This is a genomic window from Chryseobacterium herbae, assembly GCF_025154075.1.
Lineage (GTDB): Bacteria > Bacteroidota > Bacteroidia > Flavobacteriales > Weeksellaceae > Chryseobacterium > Chryseobacterium herbae.
Map to the genome: position 1 here is coordinate 1 of NZ_JAOAMU010000006.1, position 24,540 is coordinate 24,540.

Below are 24,540 nucleotides of genomic sequence, written 5' to 3' on the forward strand. Positions count from 1 at the left end.
TTTTAAGTTTTTGGTATTTTTTTTTTATTGTTAACTTTATTAATTATTTCAATTATTTTGTGGGGTTTTTTTGGGGGGGTCAATTGGGCCCGCCCGAAACCTCTATAAAGGTCCGGAATCCAGTATTTCCAGCAAATCATGCTTTGAAAACTTCTGAATACCGGTTCCATCAGTCTGAAGCAGGTTTTGAGCCAGTTCATTCTTCTTTTTCTGAAGACTTAAGATTTTCTCTTCAACGGTATTTGAGCAAATCAGTCGTACAGCGATTACGTTTTTAGTCTGTCCGATACGGTAGCTTCGGTCAATCGCTTGATTTTCAGCTGCTGGATTCCACCACGGATCTACCAGATAAATATAATCTGCCTGCGTAAGATTTAAGCCTACACCGCCGGCTTTTAAACTGATCAGAAATACACGGATTTCTTCATTTTCCTGAAAATTATTAACGGCTTTACCTCTGTTTTTGGTCTGCCCGGTAAGGTATTCAAACGGTATTTTTTTACGTTCAAGTTCTACTTTAAGTAAATCCAACATCTCTACAAATTGTGAGAACACTAATATTTTATGACCTTTAGATTTACTTTGGATCTGTTCCATCAGTATTTCTATTTTTACAGCATGTTCACCGGAGTATCCTTCTTTTAAAAGTAAAGGAGAATTGCAGATCTGTCTGAGCCTCGTTAATCCTGTCAAAACGTGCATACTGTTTTTATTCAGATCGTCATCATCATTGGCGGCGATAAATTCACGAAGTTCTTTTTCATAGGCATCATAGATCTTGCGCTGTTCAGTATCCATTTCGCAGTAGATCACCATTTCGGTTTTTTCAGGAAGCTCTTTGGCGACCTGTTTCTTCGTTCTGCGGAGAATGAAAGGTCTTATTTTGTCCTGGAGTTCCTGAGCCCGTTTTCCATATTCAAATTTATCGATAGGAATGGCGTAAATATCTTTAAAATACTGCTTGCTTCCCAAAAGTCCCGGACAGGCAAAAGAAAGTTGGCTGTAAAGATCAAACGTATTATTTTCAATGGGAGTTCCGGTCAGGACAATCCTGTTTCTCGACTGCAGAAGTCGCGCTGCTTTATATCGTTCCGAATTGGGATTTTTAATCGTTTGTGATTCATCGAGAAAAACATAATTAAAGCGGAAGTTTTTCAGAAAACGAATATCCGAAAGAAGCATTCCGTAGCTGGTAAGCACTACTTCATATTCTGACATATGCTCTGATGCTTTTAATCGGTCTGCTCCATAATGCGTCATCACTTTTAAAGATGGGGCGAACTTATTAATTTCTTCCTGCCAGTTGAAGAGCAAGGAAGTCGGTACGACCACAAGATTAGTCGTATGTCCGTGTTTTTCTCTTTGAGACAGAATAAATGCAATGATTTGAAGCGTTTTTCCAAGTCCCATATCATCTGCCAGACAGCCTCCGAAATTGAATCGGTCTAAGAAGTCCAGCCAGTTCAGGCCATCGTGCTGATAGTCTCTTAAAACGGCGTTTAATCCTTTAGGAATACTCACTTGTGGAATGTTCCTGACAGACGAGAACTGAAGAGAATAAGAAGCAATTTCTTCCTGTAATTCCTCACTTAAAACCTCTTTCTCAAATAAAGAAGAGACCTCAGTAAAACTGATCTTCGGAATTTTAAGATCTTCAGCATCAATTTCCCCGATCCGGAAAAACTCATTCATCCTGCCGATCCATTCTTCCGGAAGTAGCCCGAGGGTACCATCATCCAACTGTACAAATTTACTTCGGTTCCGGATGGCGCGGTGAAGCTGTTTCAAAGCGGCATCTTTCTGCCCGAAACTTACTTTCAGTTTAGCATTGAACCAATCCAGGCCGCTGGTAATCTGAATATTGATTTTAGCTTTGTGGGAATTCAGTTTATTATTTTTGAGTTCATTGAATCCCAATAGGATAATTCCTTCGTTTCTCCAGGTTTCAAAAGCATGCAGGAACCAGTCTTCATCCAGAAATTTATCCTTGTGCAGATAAAAATAATCGTAGCCGTCCATTTGTCCTTCAAAATCCGGATGCTGTTTCATGATGAGAGACGTAAAGCGGGCTTCTTCAGCATCACTTCTGTTGATTTTAAATACGTTTCCGTTCTGATCCGTACCGAAAAGCTGCTTTCTGGAATACACAGGAACTTCGGCCTGACCATACTTCATGACCGGAGTGATGGCGATATAATTTCCCTGCTGACGAAGATAAATGATCCTCTCGTTCCGGTGTGTTTTTTCTTCAAGCTGAACCGGAGTTGCAGGCTGTATGTAACTATAGTTGATATGAATGCGTTCTTCAATAGACGCAAGAACATTCTGCATGAATGCTTCATATTTTGAGGCATGAACAAGCAGGATTTCGTTATTGGTTTTAAAGAATTTCAGGACCCTCAGCATATCAGGATCGTCTACAAAACTGAGTGTATTCCGGCTGTAAACAAAATATTCATTCCTGATCGTGACATTTTTGAAGGGAATAGAAATATCGTTGAATTCAAGTTCACCTGTCACTTCGTAGAAAGGTTCTTTTTTGAACACATTAAGCTTTAGTTCTGCCTTTAAAACTTCAAGATGTACAGGTACAAGGGATTTTGCTGAAACGGTTTCCGAAAGTTCACGGTCATGATAATACGTTTCCAGCCCAAGCGGATTCTGTACAATCAGTTTTAGGGCTTCGAGTTCTGCCGGATTGTACTCTTCATTGTAATTGTTCTGGAAGGCTGAAACAGCGGTATAAAATTTAATATGTAATGGTTCTTCGGCTTTCCAGATCAGCTGCATGGCATCAACCGGATTGACCGGGTTTTTGATCTTTCCCGTTTGCGTGGTTTCAGATTCCATCAGTGAAAAGTTCAGATGGCTGTAATAGCGGTGCTTGCCGATGACCAGTATTTTTCTCTTTCCATTTTCCTGTAAAGCCAGTTCCTCAATCACGGAAGAGCGCTGTGGAATAAGCTGTTGTTTAAAAACATCTTCATCGATGGATAATAGCTCTTTGATCTTAGGTTTTACTTCAATTTTACCGTCAGCGTATTCCAGTTCAAAATAAATATCAAGATCAGACTCATTTTCTAAGCCGTAGCTTTTGGCTTTAGCAATAAACAGCTTCTTGCGAAGATAAGGTTCAAAAAAAGTTCTGAAATTTTTATCCTCTAAAATACAGTGAATAATTTCTGTCTGATGCTCACAAAGTTTGTCTTTGGGATGAGCGCAGGAGCAGGTGCTTACGATGGAACTCCCGATCTGGCTTACGGAAACATCCGGAAAATCCTGTAACGGAGACCTTTTCGTAAAAATTCCATGGTTATTTTCAATGGCAGCAGGGTAGATTCCGTGGAAATCTCTGATCTCCAGAAATGCGCTGCCGGAGGTGTGTTTCAGAAGATCATAAACAGAAAGGGTAGTGAAGCTTGTATTTTCAAGAATATATGCTGCCATAAGCATGCGAATTTACAAAAAAGGATGACAAGATTCATGGCTATTGAGGATGAAGTGAAAAACCTGTGATAGAGAGCGATTTGACGGAAGAAGAGGTTCCATTGTATGCGCTGAATACCAATATAAATATTCAATTATAATTTATCATACGATTAATAAATATTTTATCGTTATTATTGTACAATATTTGAATTCATGAAAAATATGAAATGAATTTAAGAAGATCATAATTTTTTTTTAATGACAAGCAAGATTATAGGCGTCGGCAATTATATTCCGCCGGAAACAATTACAAATTTATTTTTTGACCAGCATCATTTTATTAATAAAAACGGAGAGTCATTAAAGGAAGCGAATGATATTATTGCCAGAAAGCTAAAGGAAATTACCGGCATCGAAGAAAGAAGGTACGCATCTGAGCATCAGGTGACCTCGGATCTGGGGCTTATAGCAGCACAGAGAGCGATAGAAAATTCAAAAATAGATCCTGAAACATTGGACTATATCATATTTGCCCATAATTTTGGCGATGTTCGGTTCGGTACTGTTCAGTCGGACAGTGTTCCGAGTCTGGCCTCAAGGGTAAAACATCTGCTGAAAATCAAAAATAATTTTTGTGTGGCCTACGATGTCCTTTTCGGATGTCCGGGCTGGATTGAGGGTGTCATACAGGCCAATGCTTTCATCAGATCAGGCATTGCAAAACGTTGCCTGGTTATTGGGGCAGAAACGCTTTCAAGAGTTGTGGATATCCACGACAGAGACAGCATGATCTATGCAGACGGAGCGGGAGCGGCTATTCTTGAAATCAGTGATGATAACAGCGGAATACAGTCTCATTTATCGGCTTCATATACGTTAAACGAAAAAGATTTCCTGTATTTTGGAAAATCATACAACAACGAAAGCTGTCAGGATACAAAATACATCAAAATGGATGGCCGTAAAATCTATGAATTTGCCCTGGTGAATGTAGCAGATGCCATGAAAAAATGTATGGATGCCAGCGGATATTCCATAGATCAGCTTGATAAGATCATTATTCATCAGGCCAATGAAAAAATGGACGAGGCTATCGTAAAACGTTTTTATCAGCTTTACGATCTTCCGATGCCGGAAAATATTATGCCGATGGTCATCAATAAATTAGGGAACAGCAGTGTGGCTACTATTCCTACTTTACTTGCAATGATCTTAGATGGAGAACTTCCTTCCCACGAGATCAAAGAAGGACACGTTGTACTGTTCGCTTCTGTAGGGGCAGGGATGAATATCAATTCATTTGTTTATAAATTTTAACTTATACACGATCAGAGAGGAATAGTGATGGTAGCCATCATATTTTGATCTCTTATATTGAAAAAAGGCTCAGATTATAAAATCTGAGCCTTAATTTTTGAAAAGGATGAAATTTCACCTTATCTATGAATAGACATCTGCTGTTTTTTTTCTTTTTATGGAGTTGAATTACTGAAGATTATCGGCAATCGGGTTTCTTACCACTCTGTAAGGATGAATTCCCTGAAGAAACTGTGAATCTGATTTTAGCTTATAGTTTGGTCCGACGAAATAAGCTTTCGCGTCTGCATCATTGTAACCCGTATATTTCAACCAGGCCACACTGATTCCTGCAAATTCATTTTTAGAAATCTCCATGGTAGGACTGAAATGAGTCGCAGTAGTGGCCGTCGCTGCCCATGCCGGAGACTGGTTGAGAAGATGACTCTGATGAAGTTTCGTATACCACGGCATAACTACAATATCAAGCCTTCCCGTTAAAATAAGAGTAGGCGCCTTTACCGTAAAGCTTACTGCGGCAGGTCCCGGTTCAATAGGCAGGGATCCTACAACTTTCAGGGCAGGATCAATCAGTTTCATAGCGTGCTCAGGAATACTTGAGGTAAGAAGCGATGCTCCACCGCCTGCTGAATGGCCTGCTATGATCATCCTGGACATATCAATTTTCCCGTACAATGGAGATTGGGTATCCTTGTTAAGCTTTGATGCTTTTAAAGCCCCGAGAATATGCATTTCCGGCATTGAATTAATAAAATCTGAAGAAACCACGACCACGAAGCCATGGCTTGCCCATAGCTTAAGCATTTGTGCGTAATTCCCCTCGTTGGATAATATACCACCTACAAAATTCACAACAGGAAGCTTATCCATATTAGCAATATTTGTGGGATAATACACCGATGTCATAATGGGAGATCCGTTCCCAAAAGGAAAATTGTTGGTACATTGAATGGTATGATCCAGCACATTAATGGACTGAAGGACATCTACAATGATACCGCCTATATTTCCACAGTCTCCGAGCACTGCATCTGTGCTCACCGCGTAAGGGCCAATGCTTCCGTATTGCTCATTGGCCAAACCTGTAGCAGGGAAAAAATTAGATTTTGATGCTGTCTGATTTTCACTCGTCAAATTATTTTCCGATGTATTTTCTAATAGTTCATCAGTGTTTTGACAGGATACCAACGATAGGGATATTGTCAGTACCGAAAATATTATTTTTTTCATAAGCTTATTTTTAAATGGTTTAATTTTCTTGAATTATAAATATCTGTAGTAAAGTTATTTGATTATTGAGTTAGAATAATATTTTATCATTATTAAGTGATTTATTTGAGCAAAGTAAATGTTTTAACTAACTTTATATCTCATCCAGTTTTTTATTTTTTGTAAATACAGTTTGTATTTTTTTTTAACCATATTTTTTTTAAAGGGATGAATAGTAGAGTTAATGTATTTTTCAATGATTCAAAATGAAGCATTGGTGATAAGATGTAGTTGATTATGTATTTGATATTCAACTTATTATTGTTTTGTGTTAATTGTTAAAAAGGAAACCTTCCGGCTATTCGAATCTGTTTTTTAAAGAAACTGGCTTCTGTAAAATTTTAAAACTGGCCTAGCAAGATGATACTAAAATAATTTTTCTTTGACTATCAATAAATTATCTGCTTAAAACTCAATTAGATTTATTTAGAGAGAGATTGTAATTAAACAGCCTATAAAATGTTAAGACCCTGGAATCTAGATCTGAAAATTGATGAAAAATATTTTCAGCTGCCTGTTTATCAACAGATTGTTGAAACTCTTATAGATGCTGTACATTCAGGGAAACTGAGAAGAGGAAATGTTCTTCCAGGTACCAGAAAACTTGCAGACATTTTGCAGGTGAACAGAAATACGGTAATTGAGGCTTATAATCAATTGGAATACCAGGGTTGGGTGATCTCTAAACAGAGATCCGGGACATTTGTTTCCTATAATCTTCCGGAAAAAGAAGTAAAAGAAATTGTTCCCGATCATATCAAAAGTGCCTCTGCTATTAATAAAATTGTTTTTGACCAAGGCCTTCCGGACACCAACCTCTCTCCAATGGAAGATATCATCCGGGAATACAAACTGGTCCTCAAAAAAATACAGAAACAAAAGCTGCATACTTTTAACGATCCCGCTGGATACAGAAAACTGAGGTTGGCCCTATCTCAGATGCTGAATCATCAGAGAAGAATCTTAGGAGACGAAAATAATATATGCATTACAAGAGGCAGCCAGATGGCTTTGTTTATGATCTCTCAGTGCTTATTACAGAGCGGTGACTGCGTTATTGTAGAACATCCGGGGTACAGGCTTGCCTGGGAGGCATTTGAGTATTCTGGGGCAACGGTGTTATATGCAGAGGTGGATTCAGAAGGAATTGTTATTGCAGATATCAGGAAGTATATCGAAATGGGGATGAATATAAAAGCGGTTTATGTATCTCCGAATGCCCAGTTTCCTACAACTGCCATATTAAGTGAATCAAGACGCAAAGAGCTCATCGAATTATCAAATACCCATGACTTTTACATCATAGAAGATGATTACTGTATTGATCTTAATTACAGCCAAAACAGGCTTCTGCCTTTATGCAGCGATGAAAATTTGAAAAGCTATATCTATGTGGGAACATTTAGCAGATCGGTAAGTCCCTTCCTGAAAATCGGATATGTAGCAAGCAGTCAAACTTTTATTAAAAAGCTGGTGGCGCTTAGAAGAATCATAGACATTAATGGTGATTCTATTATGGAAAGGGCATTTTTCAATTTAATAAGAGACGGACTTTATACCAAGCATTTAAAAAAATCGGTCCGGCATTATAAAAATAAACGGGATTTTCTGGATGAAGTTTTGAATAAATACCTCAATGGGAAAATAAAGTACACGAAACCGGAGCTGGGACTTGGCTATTGGGTTGTGCCGGTAAATCCTATGGTAGAAGAATTCAACAGATTTTTAAAAGACGAATTAGCTTCCAGAGGAATAAGATCAATCATTAGCCACGATTATTATAAAAACGAAGGCGAGGGTGTTCTCGTCAGCTTTGGTTCCGTATCTGAAAAGAATCTTGAGGAAGCGGTAAGGATCATGGCAGAATACTTTTAGAACTTTTGAAGAGAACATTTTATTAACAGATTATATTTTAACCAAAGAAGGGAGCTGTAGTAGGCTTCCTTCTTTAATGATACAAATGGTTGCTCATGATTTATGACCAACCGGAATTTGAGAGATTGATTAAAAAATTATGAAAGGAATCACTGAAGAGTATGCAACCTACGGTTCTTTATTTCTGGTGGATGAAGAGCACTATGTAGAATTATGCCGCTATTTAAATAAAGTAATTTTTAAAAAAGCAGATTTCTTTTTAAGAGAAGGGGAATGCTGTGAGTATTTAGGATTCTTAAAATCCGGATTGATGCGAAGTTTCTACGACAAAGATATCAACGTTAATTTTCACCTGGAAAACAGTCTTATCACAGATTATGACAGCATTCTGTTTGGAGTGAAATCCAGGATCAGTATCAAGGCTATTGAAGATTCCGAAGTATTCCTTCTGCATAAAGATCATCTTCAAAATCTGTATGATAAAGATGTGTACTGGCAGGAATTCGGGAGAAGAATAGCCGAAGCGGTGTATCTCCACGCCAAAAGAAGAATCGAAGGTTTATTATGTATCTCTCCTGAGCAGCGCTATCACCAATTGTTGCTTGAAAACCCTAAAATTCTTCAGCTTATCCCCCAAAAACATATTGCCGGATATCTGGGTATACAGCCTCAGTCTTTAAGCAGGATCAGAAAGAGATTGCTCAACCGTTAAAATATTTATATTTAATTTTTTTAATACCAAAAGCGGTACCGTATATCTAGATGGTGCCGCTTTTTTTGAATTTAATTGAGAAATCCATTTTGGCTACACGTTAGTCCAATTTGGCAACTCCGGCCTTTATTCTAATTCTGACCTTTGTCTTGTTAATTTAATACAGAACAAAATGAAAACAATTTTTATAACAGGCGCTTCAACAGGATTAGGAAAAGCGGCTGCCCAATTATTTCAAAGCAGAGGATGGAACGTTATCGCTACCATGAGAAACCCTGAAGCGGCTGCGGAACTTAAAGATCTTGAAAATGTAACCTTGCTTCCGCTGGATGTCACCAATCTGGAACAGATCAAATCAACTGTGAAAAAGACAATTGAACTGGGTCAGGTGGATGTGGTTTTCAATAATGCAGGGTACGGACTTATTGGTCCTTTGGAAGCTTTATCTGACGAACAGATCTTAAGACAGCTGGATACAAACCTTCTGGGTGTGATCCGCGTGACGCAGGCATTCATCCCTTATTTCAGAGAAAAACAGAGCGGAATGTTTATTTCTACTACCTCAATAGGTGGATTGGTTGCTTTCCCATTAGGGTCTACTTATCATGCCACCAAATGGGCGCTGGAGGGCTGGAGCGAAAGTTTAGCGTATGAACTGAACCGATTTGGAATTGATGTTAAAACCGTTTCTCCGGGTGGAATTAAAACCGATTTTGTAAGCCGGTCTTTAGATGCTGCTACAAGTCCTGCTTATGATGAAATGACGAATTCTCTATTCTCGAAAATGGAAGGAATGATGGAAGCTGCTTCCGAGCCGGTACAGATTGCTGAAGTCGTTTATGAAGCCGCTACAGACGGTAAAAAACAATTAAGATATGTAGCCGGAGAAGATGCCAAAGCGATTTATGCACAGCGTCTTGAGCTGGGAGATGAGCTTTTCAGAGAGCAGTTCGGAAAACAGTTTATCTAAGAAATTTAAATATTGAGACAGTATAAATACGTGCTTTATACTGTCTTTTCAACCAAATATTTAATACATTTATATCATGGAAAAGAAAGATAATACCCCAATGAAAATTTCCTCCATATCGGAACTTCACAATCTGCTGAGTGTTCCCAAACCCCTACATCCATTAGTAAGTCTGATAGACAATACCAAGATGAGTGTGGATAAAGAAATGCTGAACAAAAGCTTCCTGATGGATTTTTATAAGATCTCCTATAAATTTTCCGAACACGGAAAGATGGGCTACGGGCAGGGATATTACGATTTTAATGAAGGCGGAATGATGTTCACATCGCCGGGACAGATCCTATCTACAGATGTGGATGCACAATACTGCGGGTACACACTTTTGGTTCATCCTGATTTTATACGGACTTATCCTTTGGGAAAGAACATTAAGAAATTTGGGTTCTTTTCTTATGATACAAATGAAGCTCTGCATTTATCCGATCAGGAGAAAACGGTGATCACCGGACTGCTGGACAATATCAGGAATGAGCTGAATACGGCCATCGATGAGGTTAGCCAGGACGTCATTATTTCCTATATCGAAGTTTTGCTGAATTACAGCAACCGTTTTTATAAAAGACAATTTATTACCAGGAAATCAGTCAACAGTGATCTTTTGTCCAAAATGGATACGGTACTGGAAGATTATTTTAATAAAGAACAGACCCTGAACCACGGTATTCCCACCGTAGAATTTCTGGCCTCTGAGCTTAATCTCTCACCTCATTATCTGAGTGATATGCTTCGGAATCTTACCGGACAAAATGCCCAGCAGCATATTCACGAAAAACTGATCGAAAAGGCCAAAGAATACCTTACAGCAACGAGTTTTTCCGTATCGGAAGTAGCTTATGCTTTGGGTTTTGAGCATCCGCAGTCATTCAATAAACTGTTTAAAAAGAAAACGGATAAAACCCCTTTAAGCTACAGACAGTCATTCAATTAATCTTGTTAAATAAATTATATAGTACGGGTCATTCACTTTCCAAAATTGAAATTATTTTAAGATTATGTAATTCAATTTCATTAATTCCGCCGGGACTGTACCCTGAAAATAGTTTAAAATCACGTATCAGGTGCATCTGATCATAATATCCGGATTCGTGTGCAATCGTAATCCAGCTTAGCCCGGAACAGCGTTCTTTAAGGGTATAAGCATTAGAAAATCGTGTCAGTCTTGAAAAAAGCTTCGGTGAGATACCTAAACTTTCCTTGCATCTCCTTTCAAACTGTCTTGTACTTAATGCAGCTGTGGAAGCAAGTTTTTCTATGGACATATTTCCTCTGCTTTTAACGCATTGCTCAATAGACAAGTCAAACAAGGAGAAGTCACGGATGGAATATATTCTTTTCAGAAGAAAATTCTCTATAATTCTTAATATTTCGTTATTTCCTTTTGCTTCTTTAAGCTTTTCCTGAATCTCCTCCGTTTCTTTTCCAAAGATCTGGTGCAGATCTATATTTTCTTTTGTCAATATATCAACAGGGATCCCCATAAGGCGCTGAAAACCTCCGGCTTTAAACGTAATGCCTACTGTACGTCTCCTTTTACCAAAATTTACAGTATCATTAACGAGTCTGGGACCCACTACATAACAGAGAGGAACACGGATATATTCTTCATTCCGCTTTAATAAGAGTGGTTCATCATCGAGGGTGAAAAAAATACTTGTTCTGTTCATCCAGGGATACCGATATTCAGCATTCAGGGACAATTTGGTGAAGTTGATGTCTGCAACAACAATAGACTGCACGATCGGTTTTAATGCCCTATGAATTGGTAAGGAAATAATAGGTTCCATAGCTGATTCTGTGATTTGGTTGGTGTAAAAATATCATTTATTTTAAAGTGATAAAATTCATTATACCAATTAAATACAGAATATTAATAGTGATTATCATTTGAAAGTGTCGTGTTTGTACTATGTTATGATTTAAAATGGAGATTACTTTTATCTTATAGTTTAATTGTATGATGAACCTGTAAATAGTTTCGTTGTACTGAATCTGAAAATAAGATTAAAAGTAATAAAGTATATACGCTGAACAACTACCTCAAGGCGGAAAAACAGGGGTAAAAACTAAATATCAACAACATGAAACTAGAACGTTTAAAATCAAAAAAGTTTGAAGAGCTGAATGACCATCAGATGAATAAAATTAGAGGCGGAGAAGTCAAGCAGACCGGCGGCGGGTATATTTATCTGGAGGGAAAAACACAGTCTTATTCTGAAGATCGTTTTGTGGTACTCAGAGATGGTACCTATGGCAATATGGCTTACAATGTTAGTGGGGTGTGGCACATCATATAACCTGTCCGGATTAAAGAAATTAAGGCAAGCTGCTGGACCCTGTAAGAGATGACCTTATTAAAAAAACTGGGTAAGAAAGAAAATTGCCTTTCTTGCTTTTCTCCTTTCAATTATTAGATTTCGAAACAGATGATGAAACATCATATTTATGCATAGTTTGTCATTTCAAAAAACAGGAATACACCGCTAAACCTACAAAAAATAATATACGCTGAACAACGACCTCAAGGCGGTAAGACAGAGGTAACACCAAAATATTAATATCATGAAATTAGAAAGTTTACAATCAGAAAAATTTACAACACTCAACATCAATCAAATGAGTACAATAAAAGCAGGCCAAAATGTAGCTACCAATGGACATATGTTCATGAACAACGGAGCTCCGGACTTTACAAACAAGGACATCAATGTATATAATGACACTACAGGTAAGCTTGTAACCCAAATTTATTGGACTGCAGACGGAACAAAGCATGTAGTGTCTGTTACTCTATAATATACGCTGAACAACGACCTCAAGGCGGTAAGACAGAGGTAAAAACCAAAATATTAATATCATGAAATTAGAAAGTTTAAAGTCTTCAAGATTTGAAGCAATGTCTAGCGACACAATGAGCAAAATTAAAGGAGGAGAAATGGTTACTACAAATTATTCTAGAGATGCCATTACAAAACAGCCTATTCCAGACAGGCAAAATGTAATATATAGTAGAGATAAGAGAGGAAATATTACTGGTGTTTTATCCGAAGGATGTATAGAATACTGTTACAATGGGGTTTGGAAATAAATTTTCGTGAAACATTGAACTTTATTGCCGGAACAATATGATTTGTTTCGGCAATCTTTATAGAGAAAAAATGAACGCAAGGATGTTTTTAATTCAAAGCAATTGCAGTGACAAATCTACCAATGATGTATTAGATTGGTTCTTCTTCTTTGGAATAAAAGAAGAGGAACTAAATCGCTTTAATGATGCAACTGTTATACATAATCTCACCTATACACTTAGCAATAAGGACGGTGAAGTTATCAATATCAACAATGGCGATTTCAAAAGCCAAAATACACAATCTTTTTGGTACAGAAGGGGAGGATTTAGTTTTACCAAACCATTATCGAATACTGATTCTTCATTGTTGCAGCCATTAGTACAAGGTATATCAGGGAACCTTTCCCGGGAGCAAAAATATATTGATAATAGTATATACACTACTTTAAATAAGAAGCGCAGTATTAATACATTTCAAGAAAACTTTACCAATAAAATCACCAATTTGACACAGGCGATGGAATCCCGATTAAATATTCCTGATGTTTTAGTCACCAATGATTTCAACCAGGTAATTCACTTCTCTTCCTTGTACAAAAAGATTATTACAAAAGATATTGAGATGAATGAAATAAATGCATCTTACGACGATAATTACAATTTTATTATTGGTGCAGGTGTACAAGTTTTAACGAACGAAGAGGTAACAGAAATAAGTAAAAAGTATCAAAATAGATCAATAGCCAAATTTGCATTTTACCAGCAGTACATCGAAAAAAAATATGAACTCCGCATATTTTATTTGAAAGGTAAGTTCTACACAATGGCCATCTTTTCTCAGTCCAATGAAAAAACAAAAATTGATTTCAGAAACTATGATACCGAAAGACCAAACCGCTGTGTGCCTTATCAATTGCCTGGAGAAATAGAAGAAAAACTGCACTGTTTTATGCAGACTATTGATATGAACTGCGGCTCCATTGATATGATCTATACGCCGGAAGGAGAATATGTCTTTTTAGAAGTAAATCCTGTAGGACAGTTTCAATGGGTATCGGTGAACTGTAATTATGATATAGAAAGACAGATCGCACTTGATTTAATAAATACCTAAGCATGAAAGAAGAAGAAAAAATAAAAGAAGAAATAAAAAACTGGATCGAGGATAACAGAGATGAATTGCCGCTGAATGTAGACAGCTGGAATATACAGGTATTCAAAAACGATAAAGGCATTGAATCTGCTAAACCTGTAAAATTGGGAAAATACAATGCAGAAATCTTATTTTCCGATCCTTTCTACAAACCTTATTCTAAAACATTTATATTGTGATTGCCGATCAGTTATTGCTCCTGTACAGCCATTGCATTATTGTAAAGGGAGTTTCTCGTTCCACTATTTGCGATCTGCAGCGTAAAAAGATTTATCCCATTCCTAATGCTTTTGGTGATTTGTTTAAAGAAGGAAGATATATTGATATCCCTGAAACAATCCGGCAATTAGATCATGAAGGAAAAGAAATATTACAGGAGTATTTTGACTTCCTGGAAGAAAATGAACTTGCATTTTGCTGCTCTGTCGATGAACTGCATCTTTTTCCAAAAATGAATGAAGAATGGCTGTTTCCTGCACATATTTCTCATGCTGTTTTAGATGCATGGCAAAACTTACATTATTTTGATGAAAAATTCCTTAAAGAGCTTGAAATGCTGTGCTGCAATTTTATTCAGTTCCGTTTTTTCAGAGAAGTTTCCTGGGAAGAACTGGGCAGGGTAACAGCACTTATCAATCCATCACAGATCAAATCAATAGAGATCATACTGCCTATTCATAAAGAAGATGAAAAATTTTATGAAAAAGTAGATTCTTTTGTCAGTGAAAATAGAAAAATAAGTAACCTGACTATAACCGGAGCTCCGGAAAAAAAAATATACAAAGAAGGGATTTATGGGATGGGATTTATAATACAGACTGAAAAGGAGATTACTAGCCAGCATCATTGCGGTATAGTGGACAGCAGCCTTTTTTCAATCAATATTTCAACATATACGGAGGCTTTACAATTTAATTCTTGCCTGAATCGTAAGATAAGTATCGATGCAGAAGGCAATATTAAGAATTGTCCGAGTATGAAGGACAGTTATGGAAATATAAAAGACACCACACTCCGGGAAGCTATTGAAAAGGAAGGATTTAAAAAATACTGGAATATCACCAAGGATCAGATTACAAAATGTAAGGACTGTGAATTCCGCTACATATGTACCGATTGTCGTGCCTACATTGATCATCCTGAGGATATCTATTCAGCGCCTCTTAAATGTGGTTATAATCCTTATACCTGTGAATGGGAGGAATGGAGTATGCATCCTATGAAGCAAAAGACAGTGGAATACTATCAAATGGGAATACTGTGATCATTATTCGATAGACAGCGAAAAACGGATAAAACCCATTTAAGCTACAGACAGTCATTTAATTAACGATCCAATCAATAGATTTAATATAAGCTCGGCACATGCCGGGCTTTTTTATTTTGAATTCAAACGTAGAAAAATAATGATTTTAATAGTCATATGAAATACCTAATAATAGGTAGAAAAAAATACTTTTTTTTCAGGATTGATGCTTTGTCAGCCTAAGGATACATTTGTAATAAAAAAACACTCCATATAAATCACTTTACCAAACCCATCAGAACAAATGAAAAAAATTAACTTTCTTTTATCCGTTACCGTAGGAATTATGGCTTATGCGCAGCCTACGGTAACAAGATCAGGTATTGACAGAATCAATGTTCCTGTTACATTCAGATCGGGTGATGTCACATCTACATCTATTACTGCTGGAGCAGCCGGTGCTAATGTTACCTGGGATTTTTCTGCTTATACAGGAGCCAATGCAATAACAGCCACTACCAATACATGTCCAGGACAGACCAACTGTTTCAGGTTTCCTACGGCCAACAGAATTACGAATCCCATTGCACTCGACACGTATGATTTTAGTAACGTGACTGATTCGGAAGCCACTATGATAGGATCTTATTTCGGACCGAGTCTGGGTAATGGAACCGTAACCTATACAGATCCTCTGATCATGTACAAGTTCCCGGTAACGTATCTGCAGCAGTTTAATGAAACGTATCAGTTTAATACAGTTTCGGGCGCAGGAAATACCAGTGAAGCAGGACAGGAATCTTTTATAGCAGATGGTTACGGAACAGTTATTACGGCCACAGGAACGTATACCAATGTTCTTAGAGTAAAGAGAATGAGAACTGCCACTCAGAGCATTCCGGGGCAGCCGCCACTGGCATATACCAATGAATCTTACCAATGGATCAATCAAACTTCGGGGCTGGTTTTCTCCTTTGGAATCAATACGTTCACTTTGAACGGAAATACCAATGTTTCGAAGATGGTTTCTTACCTTGTTCCGGGTGCTTTATCAACCTCTGATTTAACCATCAACAAGACCGATATTTCAATATATCCGAATCCAAGTTCAGACAGGATTACCCTACAATCCGAGGAAGATATTAAAAAGGTCAGTATTACTTCTTTAGATGGAAAATCTGTTTTAAAAACCGGAAATATGAAGAATATTGACATTTCAAAACTTCCGAAAGGAGTTTATATTCTTCAGGGAGAACTAAAAAATGGCCGTATCGTGTCAAAAAAAATAATAAAGAAATAATTTTAAATTCTACTTTTTACAGTAAAAACTGCTAAATACTGAAAGCCGGAAAAATTGTTATAGGTTGTGGATCAGGAATGAACATATGAATTAAATGGTTTGTTCATGCCTGAGTAATAAATTTTCAGGTCTCATAATCAGACTTTCGGTAAGTGGTTTTTATAGGAATAGAGCTTTCAGGATACTGAGAGCTCTATCCGTTTTTAACGTGAATCTGTAGACTCTCTTGTGTAAATTTCGATTTTGTGTTATCCTTTTTCTTAGATCAGGAAACAATCTGCGCTTATCTGCTGTTATTTTTCGTTCATGTACTTTTATTTGCTCAATCTGTGGTAGAGGAATACCTTTACTAAAGAATTAAAAATTTATGTATTGAAAATAATCAGAAGAATATCGGTCTATTGGAAGATTCAGCTCATTGGATGGTTTTTGACTTCCTTTTATTGGGGATTTTCAGCATTTTTAACCGGCAATTTTAGTTGGAAAATTGGAATAGCAGATTTGATATTGGATGTATTTATCGGTATTGGATTGACCCATATTTACAGAAATTTTGCCATAAGAAAAGGCTGGAATAAATTAAATCTGAAAAAGTTAGCCCCAAAAATTGCCATCAGTGTTTTGATACTTTCTTTATTATATATGTTTTTGATTGTCAGTAAACTTTATCTGGTACGGCTGTTTATCTTAGACAATACTATGGTTTCATTCATCTCGTTTTTCAAATCTATGCAACTACAGGTTTTTATTACGGGTACCAGATTAATGTCTATTTGGTTGTTGGCCTATCACCTTTTCCATTATTCAAGACTTGAAATTGAATCTGCACAATTGTCGCTTAAAATAAAAGAGGTACAATTGAATAATCTAAGTGCGCAGCTTAACCCACATTTCTTTTTTAACTCATTGAATAATATAAAATTTTTGGTATTAGAAAACCCAAATTCGGCAAGACGGGCCATTGATCTTTTGTCTGAGCTGTTAAGAAATTCCTTGCAAAGCAATGTAGGGAGATTAGTGTCCTTAAGTGATGAAATTAATCTTGTGAACGATTATCTTGAATTAGAAAAGATGCGGTTTGAGGAAAGGCTGCAAATAAAAATGGAGATCAAGGTAGAAGTGTCAAAACATCAGATTCCTCCTTTGAGTATTCAGTCTCTGGTTGAAAATGCCATAAAACATGGAATTGAAAAAAGAAAAAGTGGTGGACTTATTATTATTAAAATTGAAGAGGAAAGCAATTGGCTAAAAATCAGCGCCCAAAATCCGGGGAAACTGAGTCAGGAGATTAAAGATTCCGGTATTGGACTGAATAATCTAAAAGAGAGACTGTTATTGCAATACAATGGAAATGCCTTTTTTGAGATTACAGAGAGCAAAGACGAAACGGTTTTAGCAACCATTTTACTCCCATTCAAATGAAAAAGATAAAAGTTATAATAGTGGATGACGAACGTTTATCCCGGGAAGAACTGAAAAAAACATTAAAAGGATATGAAGATTTTATTCTGATTGGTGAGGCTGAAAATGCCGACGACGCGAAGCATTTGATTGAAACAGAAATGCCTGATTTGATTTTTTTAGATATTCAGATGCCGGAGAAATCCGGTTTCGATTTGTTGGAGTCTTTAGATCATGTGCCTGCCGTGCTTTTTATTACGGCTTATGATCAATATGCGGTACAGGCATTTGAAGTAAATGCGTTAGATTATCTCATGAAGCCCATAAGAGAGGAGCGTTTTGCAAAAGCAATTGAAAAAATAAGAGATTCTATAAACCGGAAGGTAACCAAAGACCGGAATATTTTTATTAAGGATGGAGAGAAACGATTCTTTATCCAGCTGGATGAAATTTATTTAATTGAATCACTTGAAAATTATACCAGACTTTTTTTTCAAGGAAAAAAAGCACTTCAAAGACGATCACTTCGTCAATGGGAAGAAATGCTTGATGAACATATATTTTTTAGAATAAACAGAACTGAGATTATCAATATTGAATACATCCAGGAAGTAAAACGAATAACCGGTGGCAGGTTAGAGGTAAAACTAAAAACAGGAGAACTATTAGAAGTTTCAAGCCGCCAATCTGTTAAATTCAAAAATATAAATAAGATCTGATAGAAAACGACCTAAACAAAACCAACCAATGAAAGTATTTTTGAACTTCATCATTCTGTTTCTGGCATTTTTCTATTGTCCGGCCCAACAAACAAGAAAAGCAAAAACGGAAGACTTACAAAGTATGTATAATATTCAGGATAGTGTTTCTGTAAAAACCAGAGATGGAGCCACCTTATCTTTAATGGTGGTGCGTAAAAAAGGAAATGAAATACCTGCACCTGTAATCCTTCAGTCAACAATTTATGTTAGGGATACGGGCCGGGATATGGTATCATTAAAGAGAGCTGTAGATAATGGTTATGTAGGAGTTATAGCGTATGCAAGGGGAAAAAGATTCAGTCAGGATGAAATATTTCCCTATGAGAATGACGCCAATGACACCTATGATGTCATAGATTGGATCAGTAAACAAAAATGGTGTAATGGAAGTGTTGGAATGTATGGAGGAAGTTATAATGGATTTACACAATGGGCAGCCTGTAAAAATCTGCATCCGGCCCTTAAAACAATTGTACCTTATGTAGCAGCCAGACCGGGACAGGGTTTGCCCGTAGAAAATAATATCTTCGTTAACCCCAATTATGAATGGGCATTTTACGTTGGAAATAATAAATACCTGGACACCATAGCTGGAAATGACAGACAGCGTTTTAGAAAAATGCAAAATAAATGGTGGGAAACAGGAGTTGCCTATAAGAAATTAGACAGTATAGATGGTGTAGCCAACAAATGGTTTCAACGATGGATCAGCCATCCTTCTTTTGATCATTATTGGCAAAAAATGACTCCTTATGAAAAAGATTTCGCACAAATTAAAATACCTGTTTTGGCATTTGACGGTTACTACAATGACGGGCAGAGTTCGGGTTTGTATTATTTGAGAGAACTTCAAAAGTATAGCCCTCGGACACCGGCGTATTTAATTATAGGACCTTATGGGCATTTTGGCACTCAAAGTGGAGGAGAAGCTACTTTGTACGGATATAAAGTAGACCCTGTTGCGTTATTTGATATCAATACCATTACGTATCAATGGTTTGACTATATTTTAAAGAAGGGGCCTAAACCCGAAATTTTAAAAGATAAAATTAACTATCAGGTAATGGGTGCCAATGAATGGCGCAGTGCTCCATCTATTGATAAAATGAATAATGGTTTTTTAACCTTGTATCTGACTGATAATAAGTCAGGTAAATTCTATTCTTTAAATTCAAAAAAACCTGTTAAAAAAAGGTATTTGGAACAACAAATAGATTTTGCAAACAGAGAAATAACAAACAATGATTACTACCCGGAACCTATTATTCGCAAGGAAATAGATACCACTAACGGATTTAATTTCATTAGTGAACCTTTGGAAGAACCACTATTAATCAATGGTTCCTTTTTAGGAGAAATTAAAGCCAGCATCAATAAAAAGGATATGGATATCGGTGTGACATTGTATGAATTAATGCCAAATGGAGAATATTTTCATCTGTCTTATTTTATTGGGAGGGCAAGTTACTCAACGGATATTACAAAAAGAAAACTGCTGAAACCTAATGAAATTGAGACTATTCCGTTCTCCAATACACATTTGGTAAGTAAGCAGTTAAGGAAGGGGAGCCGGCTGGTTATCTATCTGAATGTAAATAAAAATCCGTTTTCTGAACTCAACTATGGAACAGGAAAAACAGTCAGTGAAGAAACCATTAAAGATGCCAAAGAACCCTTAAAAGTGAAATGGTACAACGATAGCTTTGTAAAGATTCCGGTATTAAGACATTGAGTTGACTCATTTTAAATGAAGCGCCGTCACGCCTAAAGTAAATATGGAAATATTGGGGAGTTGTTTAATCACCAGATACATATTATGAATTAAAATATTAAAAAAGATAATGTACTGCGACCCATTTAAATAAAAAAATATAACCATTTAGTTGTGGTAACTAATTATTTAGCTGATATTTGATAAAAAAAATAGACGATGGATATAAAAGATCTGACCAAAGTTGAGAGCCAGCTCATGCAGGTTCTTTGGAAATTGAACCGAGCATTTGTAAAGGAAATCATTCATGAACTTCCTGATCCTAAGCCCGCATACAGTACGGTGTCCACCATAATTAAGATTTTAGAAAAGAAAGGGGTGGTAGGTTATGAGGCTTTCGGAAAGACACATCGCTATTATCCCTTGATTTCAAAAGAAGACTACATGCGCCATGAGGCAGATAAATTCCTTGGCAATTATTTTTCTAATTCGGTACAGGATATGTTTTCTTTTTTTGTCAGTGAGAAAAAAATAGACCTCAAAGATGCGGAACAGCTGCTTAAGATGATTGACAAAATAAAAGACTAAGTGTATGGAAATCCAGCATTATTTTTTCTGGTCAAGTGTTTCGTTGGCGATATTTTACCTTTTTTATCTGGTATTTCTCAGGCGCGAGACATTTTTTGTATTGAACAGGATTTATTTACTAACCGCACTGTGTCTTTCCGTAGTAATTCCTCTGTTGGATTTTCCTTCATATGTTGTGCTACCGGAAATAGGGCTAATGGTTGAGGTCCGCAATAATGTAATGGCAATAGGAGTAGAAAAAGAAACAGATTGGCTGCTGATCGTCTACTGGATGGGCGTATTATTCTCTGGGTATCTACTCATGGTTAAGCTCTGTCGAGTTAAAGAACAAATAAAAGTACCAGAGAAGGATAGTGCCTTTTCATTTTGGAAGACAAAGGTGATAGGCAAAGATCTTGTTGATTTTGTAGTGATCGATGCGCATGAGGAGGTGCATGTAAGACAGTTTCATACACTTGATATCTTATTGGTTGAACTGTTTGGCGTTTTTTTCTGGTTCAATCCATTTGTTTATTGTTACCGTTACAGTTTGAAGTCTATCCATGAGTATCTTGCTGACCAACATGCTGTGCGCTTTGCAGAAAGCAGAAAGCACTATGCCCAGTTGCTGTTTTTACAGAATTTCAAAGTCGGTGGGGCTATGATGAATACTTTTAACCATCCTTCACTGCTGAAAGCGCGGATCAAGATGCTACAACGTAATAGATCCAATGCTTTTCATTTGTTGAAATATTTCGCTTTTGCGCCGTTACTTATGGTAGTTATGATGTTATGCTCATTTGATACATCTGATTTTGACAGGAATGGAGGAGAAAAAAATGATCGGGCGGCTCGTTTTCCAGGGGGATTTGAAGCCTTCAGTAAATATCTGGTTATGTCTGCTCATAAAGTTTCAACTCAGGATGGAAAGGTACAGGTAAGTTTCATCGTAGCATCTGATGGAAAAATAACGGATGCAAAAATTAAACAAAGTTTAGATGATGCGAGCGACAGTGAAGCATTAAGAATAATTACTTCTAGTCCAAAGTGGCAGCCTGCTTTGCGGAAGGGCAAAAAAGTAAGATCTGCTTATCAGATAGGGGTGAATTTTAAAAGTAGCAAAGTCAAAAAAAACTAAATAATTAAAACATTAGTCAATTCATCTAATTTTATAGTTGTGTAACTAATAAATTAGTTGCATATTTGGATAACACTTATCCAAAGACATGAATATTCCAATTTTTAGTTTCGTTCGCTTTGATTATTTCTTAGCCCTGCTTTTTTTATTGAGTTCACTACATATTACTGCACAGCAAAATCCCGGCAAGGTCATCGGTAGCGTTGCAGATGAGAATGGGACTGCGCTTCCATTTGCGATGGTAGCATTACAAAACAGCAAAGATTCTACAACTGTTAAGGCTGTTATGGCGGACGACAAAGGATCTTTCACTTTCGAAATTCCATCCGGAAGGTATCAGATTGTGTTTAAGATGATGGGTTATGATACAGTAATCTCGAAAACCTTTGATGTTACTATCGGAAAGACCGTGACGTTGGGTGTCATCCAACTAATGCCGTCCACAACGCAATTGGCTGCGGTAAATATTTCTGCCACTCTTCCTTTTGTCCAGCGACGGGCAGATAAGCTTATCGTGAACTTAAATGGTTTGGGTTCTGGTGCGCCAATAATGGAGGTAATGAACCAACTGCCAGGCGTCAACGTTACACCTGATGACCGTATCAGCCTGAATGGAAAATCTGTTCAGATCTATATCGATGGTAAGGCTACCACGTTATCTTCTGAGGCACTGGCAGGAATGCTAAAGGGTATTTCTTCTTCCGCTATTCAAAAAGTTGAGCTGATTGCACAGCCATCGGCAAAGTATGATGCTGCAGGAAATGGTGCCATTATTAATATTATCCGCAAACGTAATTATGAAGCAGGAATGCATGGTAATATTTATGCCGGTGGAGGGCAAGGGACATTTGGAAAGGCAAATGGTGGACTTAATCTGAACTATAAGGGAAAGACTTACAATCTCCTTTTAAACCTCGACTATAATTACAACAAGTATTTTTACGATAGCTATATTGCTTCCCGCTTTCTTGATGCTACCGGAGGAGCCATGGAGCAATCAACTTCCGATATTAAAAGTACCAGAACAAATACTAATTATACCCCGAACTTAGGCATCGATTTATATCTTTCCAAACGGACGACGTTATCTGCTTCGGTAAAGCCTGGTTTCCAGATATTTAAACGGAATGGCGCTGCTGATATCAATTCCGTAGAGAATAATTTTTCCCAATCGCAATTTGTCAATCGGGCTGATATACGAGCAACCAACTTCTCATCTGGATTGCGTCTCCAGCATAAGATTGATACATTGGGAAGAGAACTCACCATTGATTTAGATTACTACCGTTATGCCAACTACAATAATCAGAATAATCGGACTATCACCTTCAATCCTGATTCAGATCTTCCCAGTGAAATAGCGCAAGACCGTGTTTTTGATGTGTATGCACTCAAAACGGATTATACTTTTCCGTTAAGCAAGAGCAGTCAAGTAGAGATGGGATTGAAGACAAGCTATGTGAATTCTGTGAATTCTAATTTTTATAAGGACGCTTCCTCCCAACAAGAAGACCTGTTCGACTATAAAGAAAGTATTTCAGCACTTTATGTAACCTATAGCGACAACACCGAAAAGCTGTCTTATCAATTAGGAATAAGAGGAGAATATACTTATGGACAGGGACAGCAACAATTTGGAACAAACCGTTTTACCAGAAACTACTTGCAACCTTTTCCCTCTATTCATGTAGATTATAAACTGACTAAAAATCATTCCCTGAGCTTGGGTCTTAACAAAAGGATAGAACGTCCGGGTTATGAAAGCATGAATCCATTGATACGTATCATCAGCAACAGTAATTTGCAGCAGGGTAATCCAGCTCTCCGGCCGGTCATCGCTTATAATGCAGACCTATGGTATGGTTATAAAAACGCATTTTTTGCGGGTCTCACCTATAGCTACAGTATTGATGATTTTACAAGTCTTTCTCTTCCTCTTAATAATGGTATTACGACTACAATGCCTGGCAATGCGGATCATTCAGGTTATTTCACAATGCAGGTCATGTACGGAAAGCAAGTATTTCCTTGGTGGTACACAAGCACGAACGCTATTGTATCGAAAAGATCTTTCAAAGGTGATTTTAATGGGACTATGCTTCGTAGTGAAGGTATTTACAGCCTCTCAGCGACTTCATATAATAATTTTTCACTGAGCAGCAACCTGTCAGTGATGTTTCTTTTTAATTATCGTGGCAAAAGTATCGACCGCACCATCAGTAATCAGGCCTTTGCCTATTTAACAGCAGGTGCCAGAATGCAGTTTTTGGACAAACGAGCGTCTGTTCAGCTCACCTTTACTGATATCTTCCGGTCATATCGAAACTATTACCAGCAGGACAGCGGATTGTTGAAGCAGGAGTGGAGAAACCAATTCGAAACCAGGATGGTTAAATTAGCCTTAAGCTATAATTTTGGCGGTACCATAAAGAGTACAAAAAAAAGCAACGGTACAGATGAGGAAAGGAAGCGGAGTATGTTAAACGAAAACTAAACATCCGTTGCCGGAGTATGCTTTGGTCAATGTTCCTATTCTTTAATAGGTATCGGAACGAGAAAAT

At 37.2% G+C, this 24,540-nt stretch carries 21 protein-coding genes; 18 read left to right on the forward strand and 3 right to left on the reverse strand.

The window, feature by feature from the left end; translation table 11 throughout:
• Nucleotides 1-102 precede the first annotated feature (102 nt).
• Nucleotides 103-3,447 carry a DEAD/DEAH box helicase gene (locus N0B48_RS17270; RefSeq protein ID WP_259840168.1) on the reverse strand — a complete coding sequence of 1,115 codons (3,345 nt, stop codon included), beginning with the start codon at nt 3,445-3,447 and terminating at the stop codon, nt 103-105.
• A gap of 240 nt (nt 3,448-3,687) precedes the next feature.
• Between N0B48_RS17270 and N0B48_RS17275 the strand changes: the two genes are divergently transcribed.
• Nucleotides 3,688-4,746 (forward strand): 3-oxoacyl-ACP synthase III family protein, encoded by a 1,059-nt coding sequence (locus N0B48_RS17275; RefSeq protein ID WP_259840169.1) that lies wholly within the window; start codon nt 3,688-3,690, stop codon nt 4,744-4,746.
• A 168-nt stretch (nt 4,747-4,914) separates the two neighbouring features.
• Here N0B48_RS17275 and N0B48_RS17280 read toward each other — a convergent pair whose 3' ends face one another.
• Nucleotides 4,915-5,976 carry a poly(ethylene terephthalate) hydrolase family protein gene (locus tag N0B48_RS17280; RefSeq protein WP_259840170.1) on the reverse strand — a complete coding sequence of 354 codons (1,062 nt, stop codon included), beginning with the start codon at nt 5,974-5,976 and terminating at the stop codon, nt 4,915-4,917.
• Between the two features lie 498 nt (nt 5,977-6,474).
• Between N0B48_RS17280 and pdxR the strand changes: the two genes are divergently transcribed.
• From pdxR to N0B48_RS17300, 4 genes are all read left to right on the forward strand, one after another.
• Nucleotides 6,475-7,890 carry a MocR-like pyridoxine biosynthesis transcription factor PdxR gene (gene pdxR, locus N0B48_RS17285; protein WP_259840172.1) on the forward strand — a complete coding sequence of 472 codons (1,416 nt, stop codon included), beginning with the start codon at nt 6,475-6,477 and terminating at the stop codon, nt 7,888-7,890.
• 139 nt (nt 7,891-8,029) lie between these two features.
• On the forward strand, nt 8,030-8,602 hold the full coding sequence (locus N0B48_RS17290; RefSeq protein WP_259840174.1) for a Crp/Fnr family transcriptional regulator: 573 nt from the start codon (nt 8,030-8,032) through the stop codon (nt 8,600-8,602).
• Between the two features lie 172 nt (nt 8,603-8,774).
• Nucleotides 8,775-9,572, forward strand: a complete 798-nt coding sequence (locus N0B48_RS17295; RefSeq protein WP_259840175.1) for an SDR family oxidoreductase — start codon at nt 8,775-8,777, stop codon at nt 9,570-9,572.
• Between the two features lie 76 nt (nt 9,573-9,648).
• On the forward strand, nt 9,649-10,563 hold the full coding sequence (locus N0B48_RS17300; RefSeq protein ID WP_259840176.1) for a helix-turn-helix domain-containing protein: 915 nt from the start codon (nt 9,649-9,651) through the stop codon (nt 10,561-10,563).
• Nucleotides 10,564-10,591: 28 nt separating this feature from the next.
• Here the strand turns inward: N0B48_RS17300 and N0B48_RS17305 are convergent, their stop codons facing one another.
• A complete protein-coding gene (locus N0B48_RS17305; protein ID WP_259840178.1) occupies nt 10,592-11,419 on the reverse strand; it encodes a helix-turn-helix domain-containing protein in 828 nt (275 codons plus the stop codon).
• Between the two features lie 294 nt (nt 11,420-11,713).
• Between N0B48_RS17305 and N0B48_RS17310 the strand changes: the two genes are divergently transcribed.
• The 13 genes from N0B48_RS17310 (at nt 11,714) to N0B48_RS17370 (ending at nt 24,473) form a co-directional block, all read left to right on the forward strand.
• Complete coding sequence (locus N0B48_RS17310) at nt 11,714-11,929, forward strand: hypothetical protein (protein WP_259840180.1); 216 nt, start codon at nt 11,714-11,716, stop codon at nt 11,927-11,929.
• Between the two features lie 265 nt (nt 11,930-12,194).
• A complete protein-coding gene (locus tag N0B48_RS17315; RefSeq protein ID WP_259840182.1) occupies nt 12,195-12,428 on the forward strand; it encodes a hypothetical protein in 234 nt (77 codons plus the stop codon).
• A gap of 61 nt (nt 12,429-12,489) precedes the next feature.
• Nucleotides 12,490-12,720 carry a hypothetical protein gene (locus tag N0B48_RS17320; RefSeq protein ID WP_259840184.1) on the forward strand — a complete coding sequence of 77 codons (231 nt, stop codon included), beginning with the start codon at nt 12,490-12,492 and terminating at the stop codon, nt 12,718-12,720.
• An 82-nt stretch (nt 12,721-12,802) separates the two neighbouring features.
• A complete protein-coding gene (gene gwsG, locus N0B48_RS17325) occupies nt 12,803-13,816 on the forward strand; it encodes a grasp-with-spasm system ATP-grasp peptide maturase (protein ID WP_259840185.1) in 1,014 nt (337 codons plus the stop codon).
• A 2-nt stretch (nt 13,817-13,818) separates the two neighbouring features.
• Nucleotides 13,819-14,034 (forward strand): hypothetical protein, encoded by a 216-nt coding sequence (locus tag N0B48_RS17330; protein ID WP_259840187.1) that lies wholly within the window; start codon nt 13,819-13,821, stop codon nt 14,032-14,034.
• Complete coding sequence (gwsS, locus tag N0B48_RS17335) at nt 14,031-15,119, forward strand: grasp-with-spasm system SPASM domain peptide maturase (RefSeq protein WP_259840188.1); 1,089 nt, start codon at nt 14,031-14,033, stop codon at nt 15,117-15,119. Before N0B48_RS17330 ends, gwsS begins: the two co-directional genes overlap by 4 nt.
• Before the next feature lie 286 nt (nt 15,120-15,405).
• Nucleotides 15,406-16,401: a T9SS type A sorting domain-containing protein gene (locus N0B48_RS17340; RefSeq protein WP_259840190.1), complete on the forward strand. Its 996-nt coding sequence runs from the start codon at nt 15,406-15,408 to the stop codon at nt 16,399-16,401.
• A gap of 372 nt (nt 16,402-16,773) precedes the next feature.
• Complete coding sequence (locus N0B48_RS17345; RefSeq protein WP_259840192.1) at nt 16,774-17,823, forward strand: sensor histidine kinase; 1,050 nt, start codon at nt 16,774-16,776, stop codon at nt 17,821-17,823.
• The gene (locus N0B48_RS17350; protein ID WP_259840193.1) at nt 17,820-18,521 is read left to right on the forward strand and encodes a LytR/AlgR family response regulator transcription factor; all 702 of its coding nucleotides are present in this window, start codon (nt 17,820-17,822) and stop codon (nt 18,519-18,521) included. Before N0B48_RS17345 ends, N0B48_RS17350 begins: the two co-directional genes overlap by 4 nt.
• 28 nt (nt 18,522-18,549) lie before the next feature.
• Nucleotides 18,550-20,295 (forward strand): CocE/NonD family hydrolase, encoded by a 1,746-nt coding sequence (locus N0B48_RS17355; protein ID WP_259840195.1) that lies wholly within the window; start codon nt 18,550-18,552, stop codon nt 20,293-20,295.
• A 198-nt stretch (nt 20,296-20,493) separates the two neighbouring features.
• Complete coding sequence (locus N0B48_RS17360; protein ID WP_283950721.1) at nt 20,494-20,862, forward strand: BlaI/MecI/CopY family transcriptional regulator; 369 nt, start codon at nt 20,494-20,496, stop codon at nt 20,860-20,862.
• A gap of 4 nt (nt 20,863-20,866) precedes the next feature.
• A complete protein-coding gene (locus N0B48_RS17365) occupies nt 20,867-21,979 on the forward strand; it encodes an energy transducer TonB (protein ID WP_259840196.1) in 1,113 nt (370 codons plus the stop codon).
• A 148-nt stretch (nt 21,980-22,127) separates the two neighbouring features.
• The gene (locus N0B48_RS17370) at nt 22,128-24,473 is read left to right on the forward strand and encodes a TonB dependent receptor (RefSeq protein WP_259840198.1); all 2,346 of its coding nucleotides are present in this window, start codon (nt 22,128-22,130) and stop codon (nt 24,471-24,473) included.
• Nucleotides 24,474-24,540 lie beyond the last annotated feature (67 nt).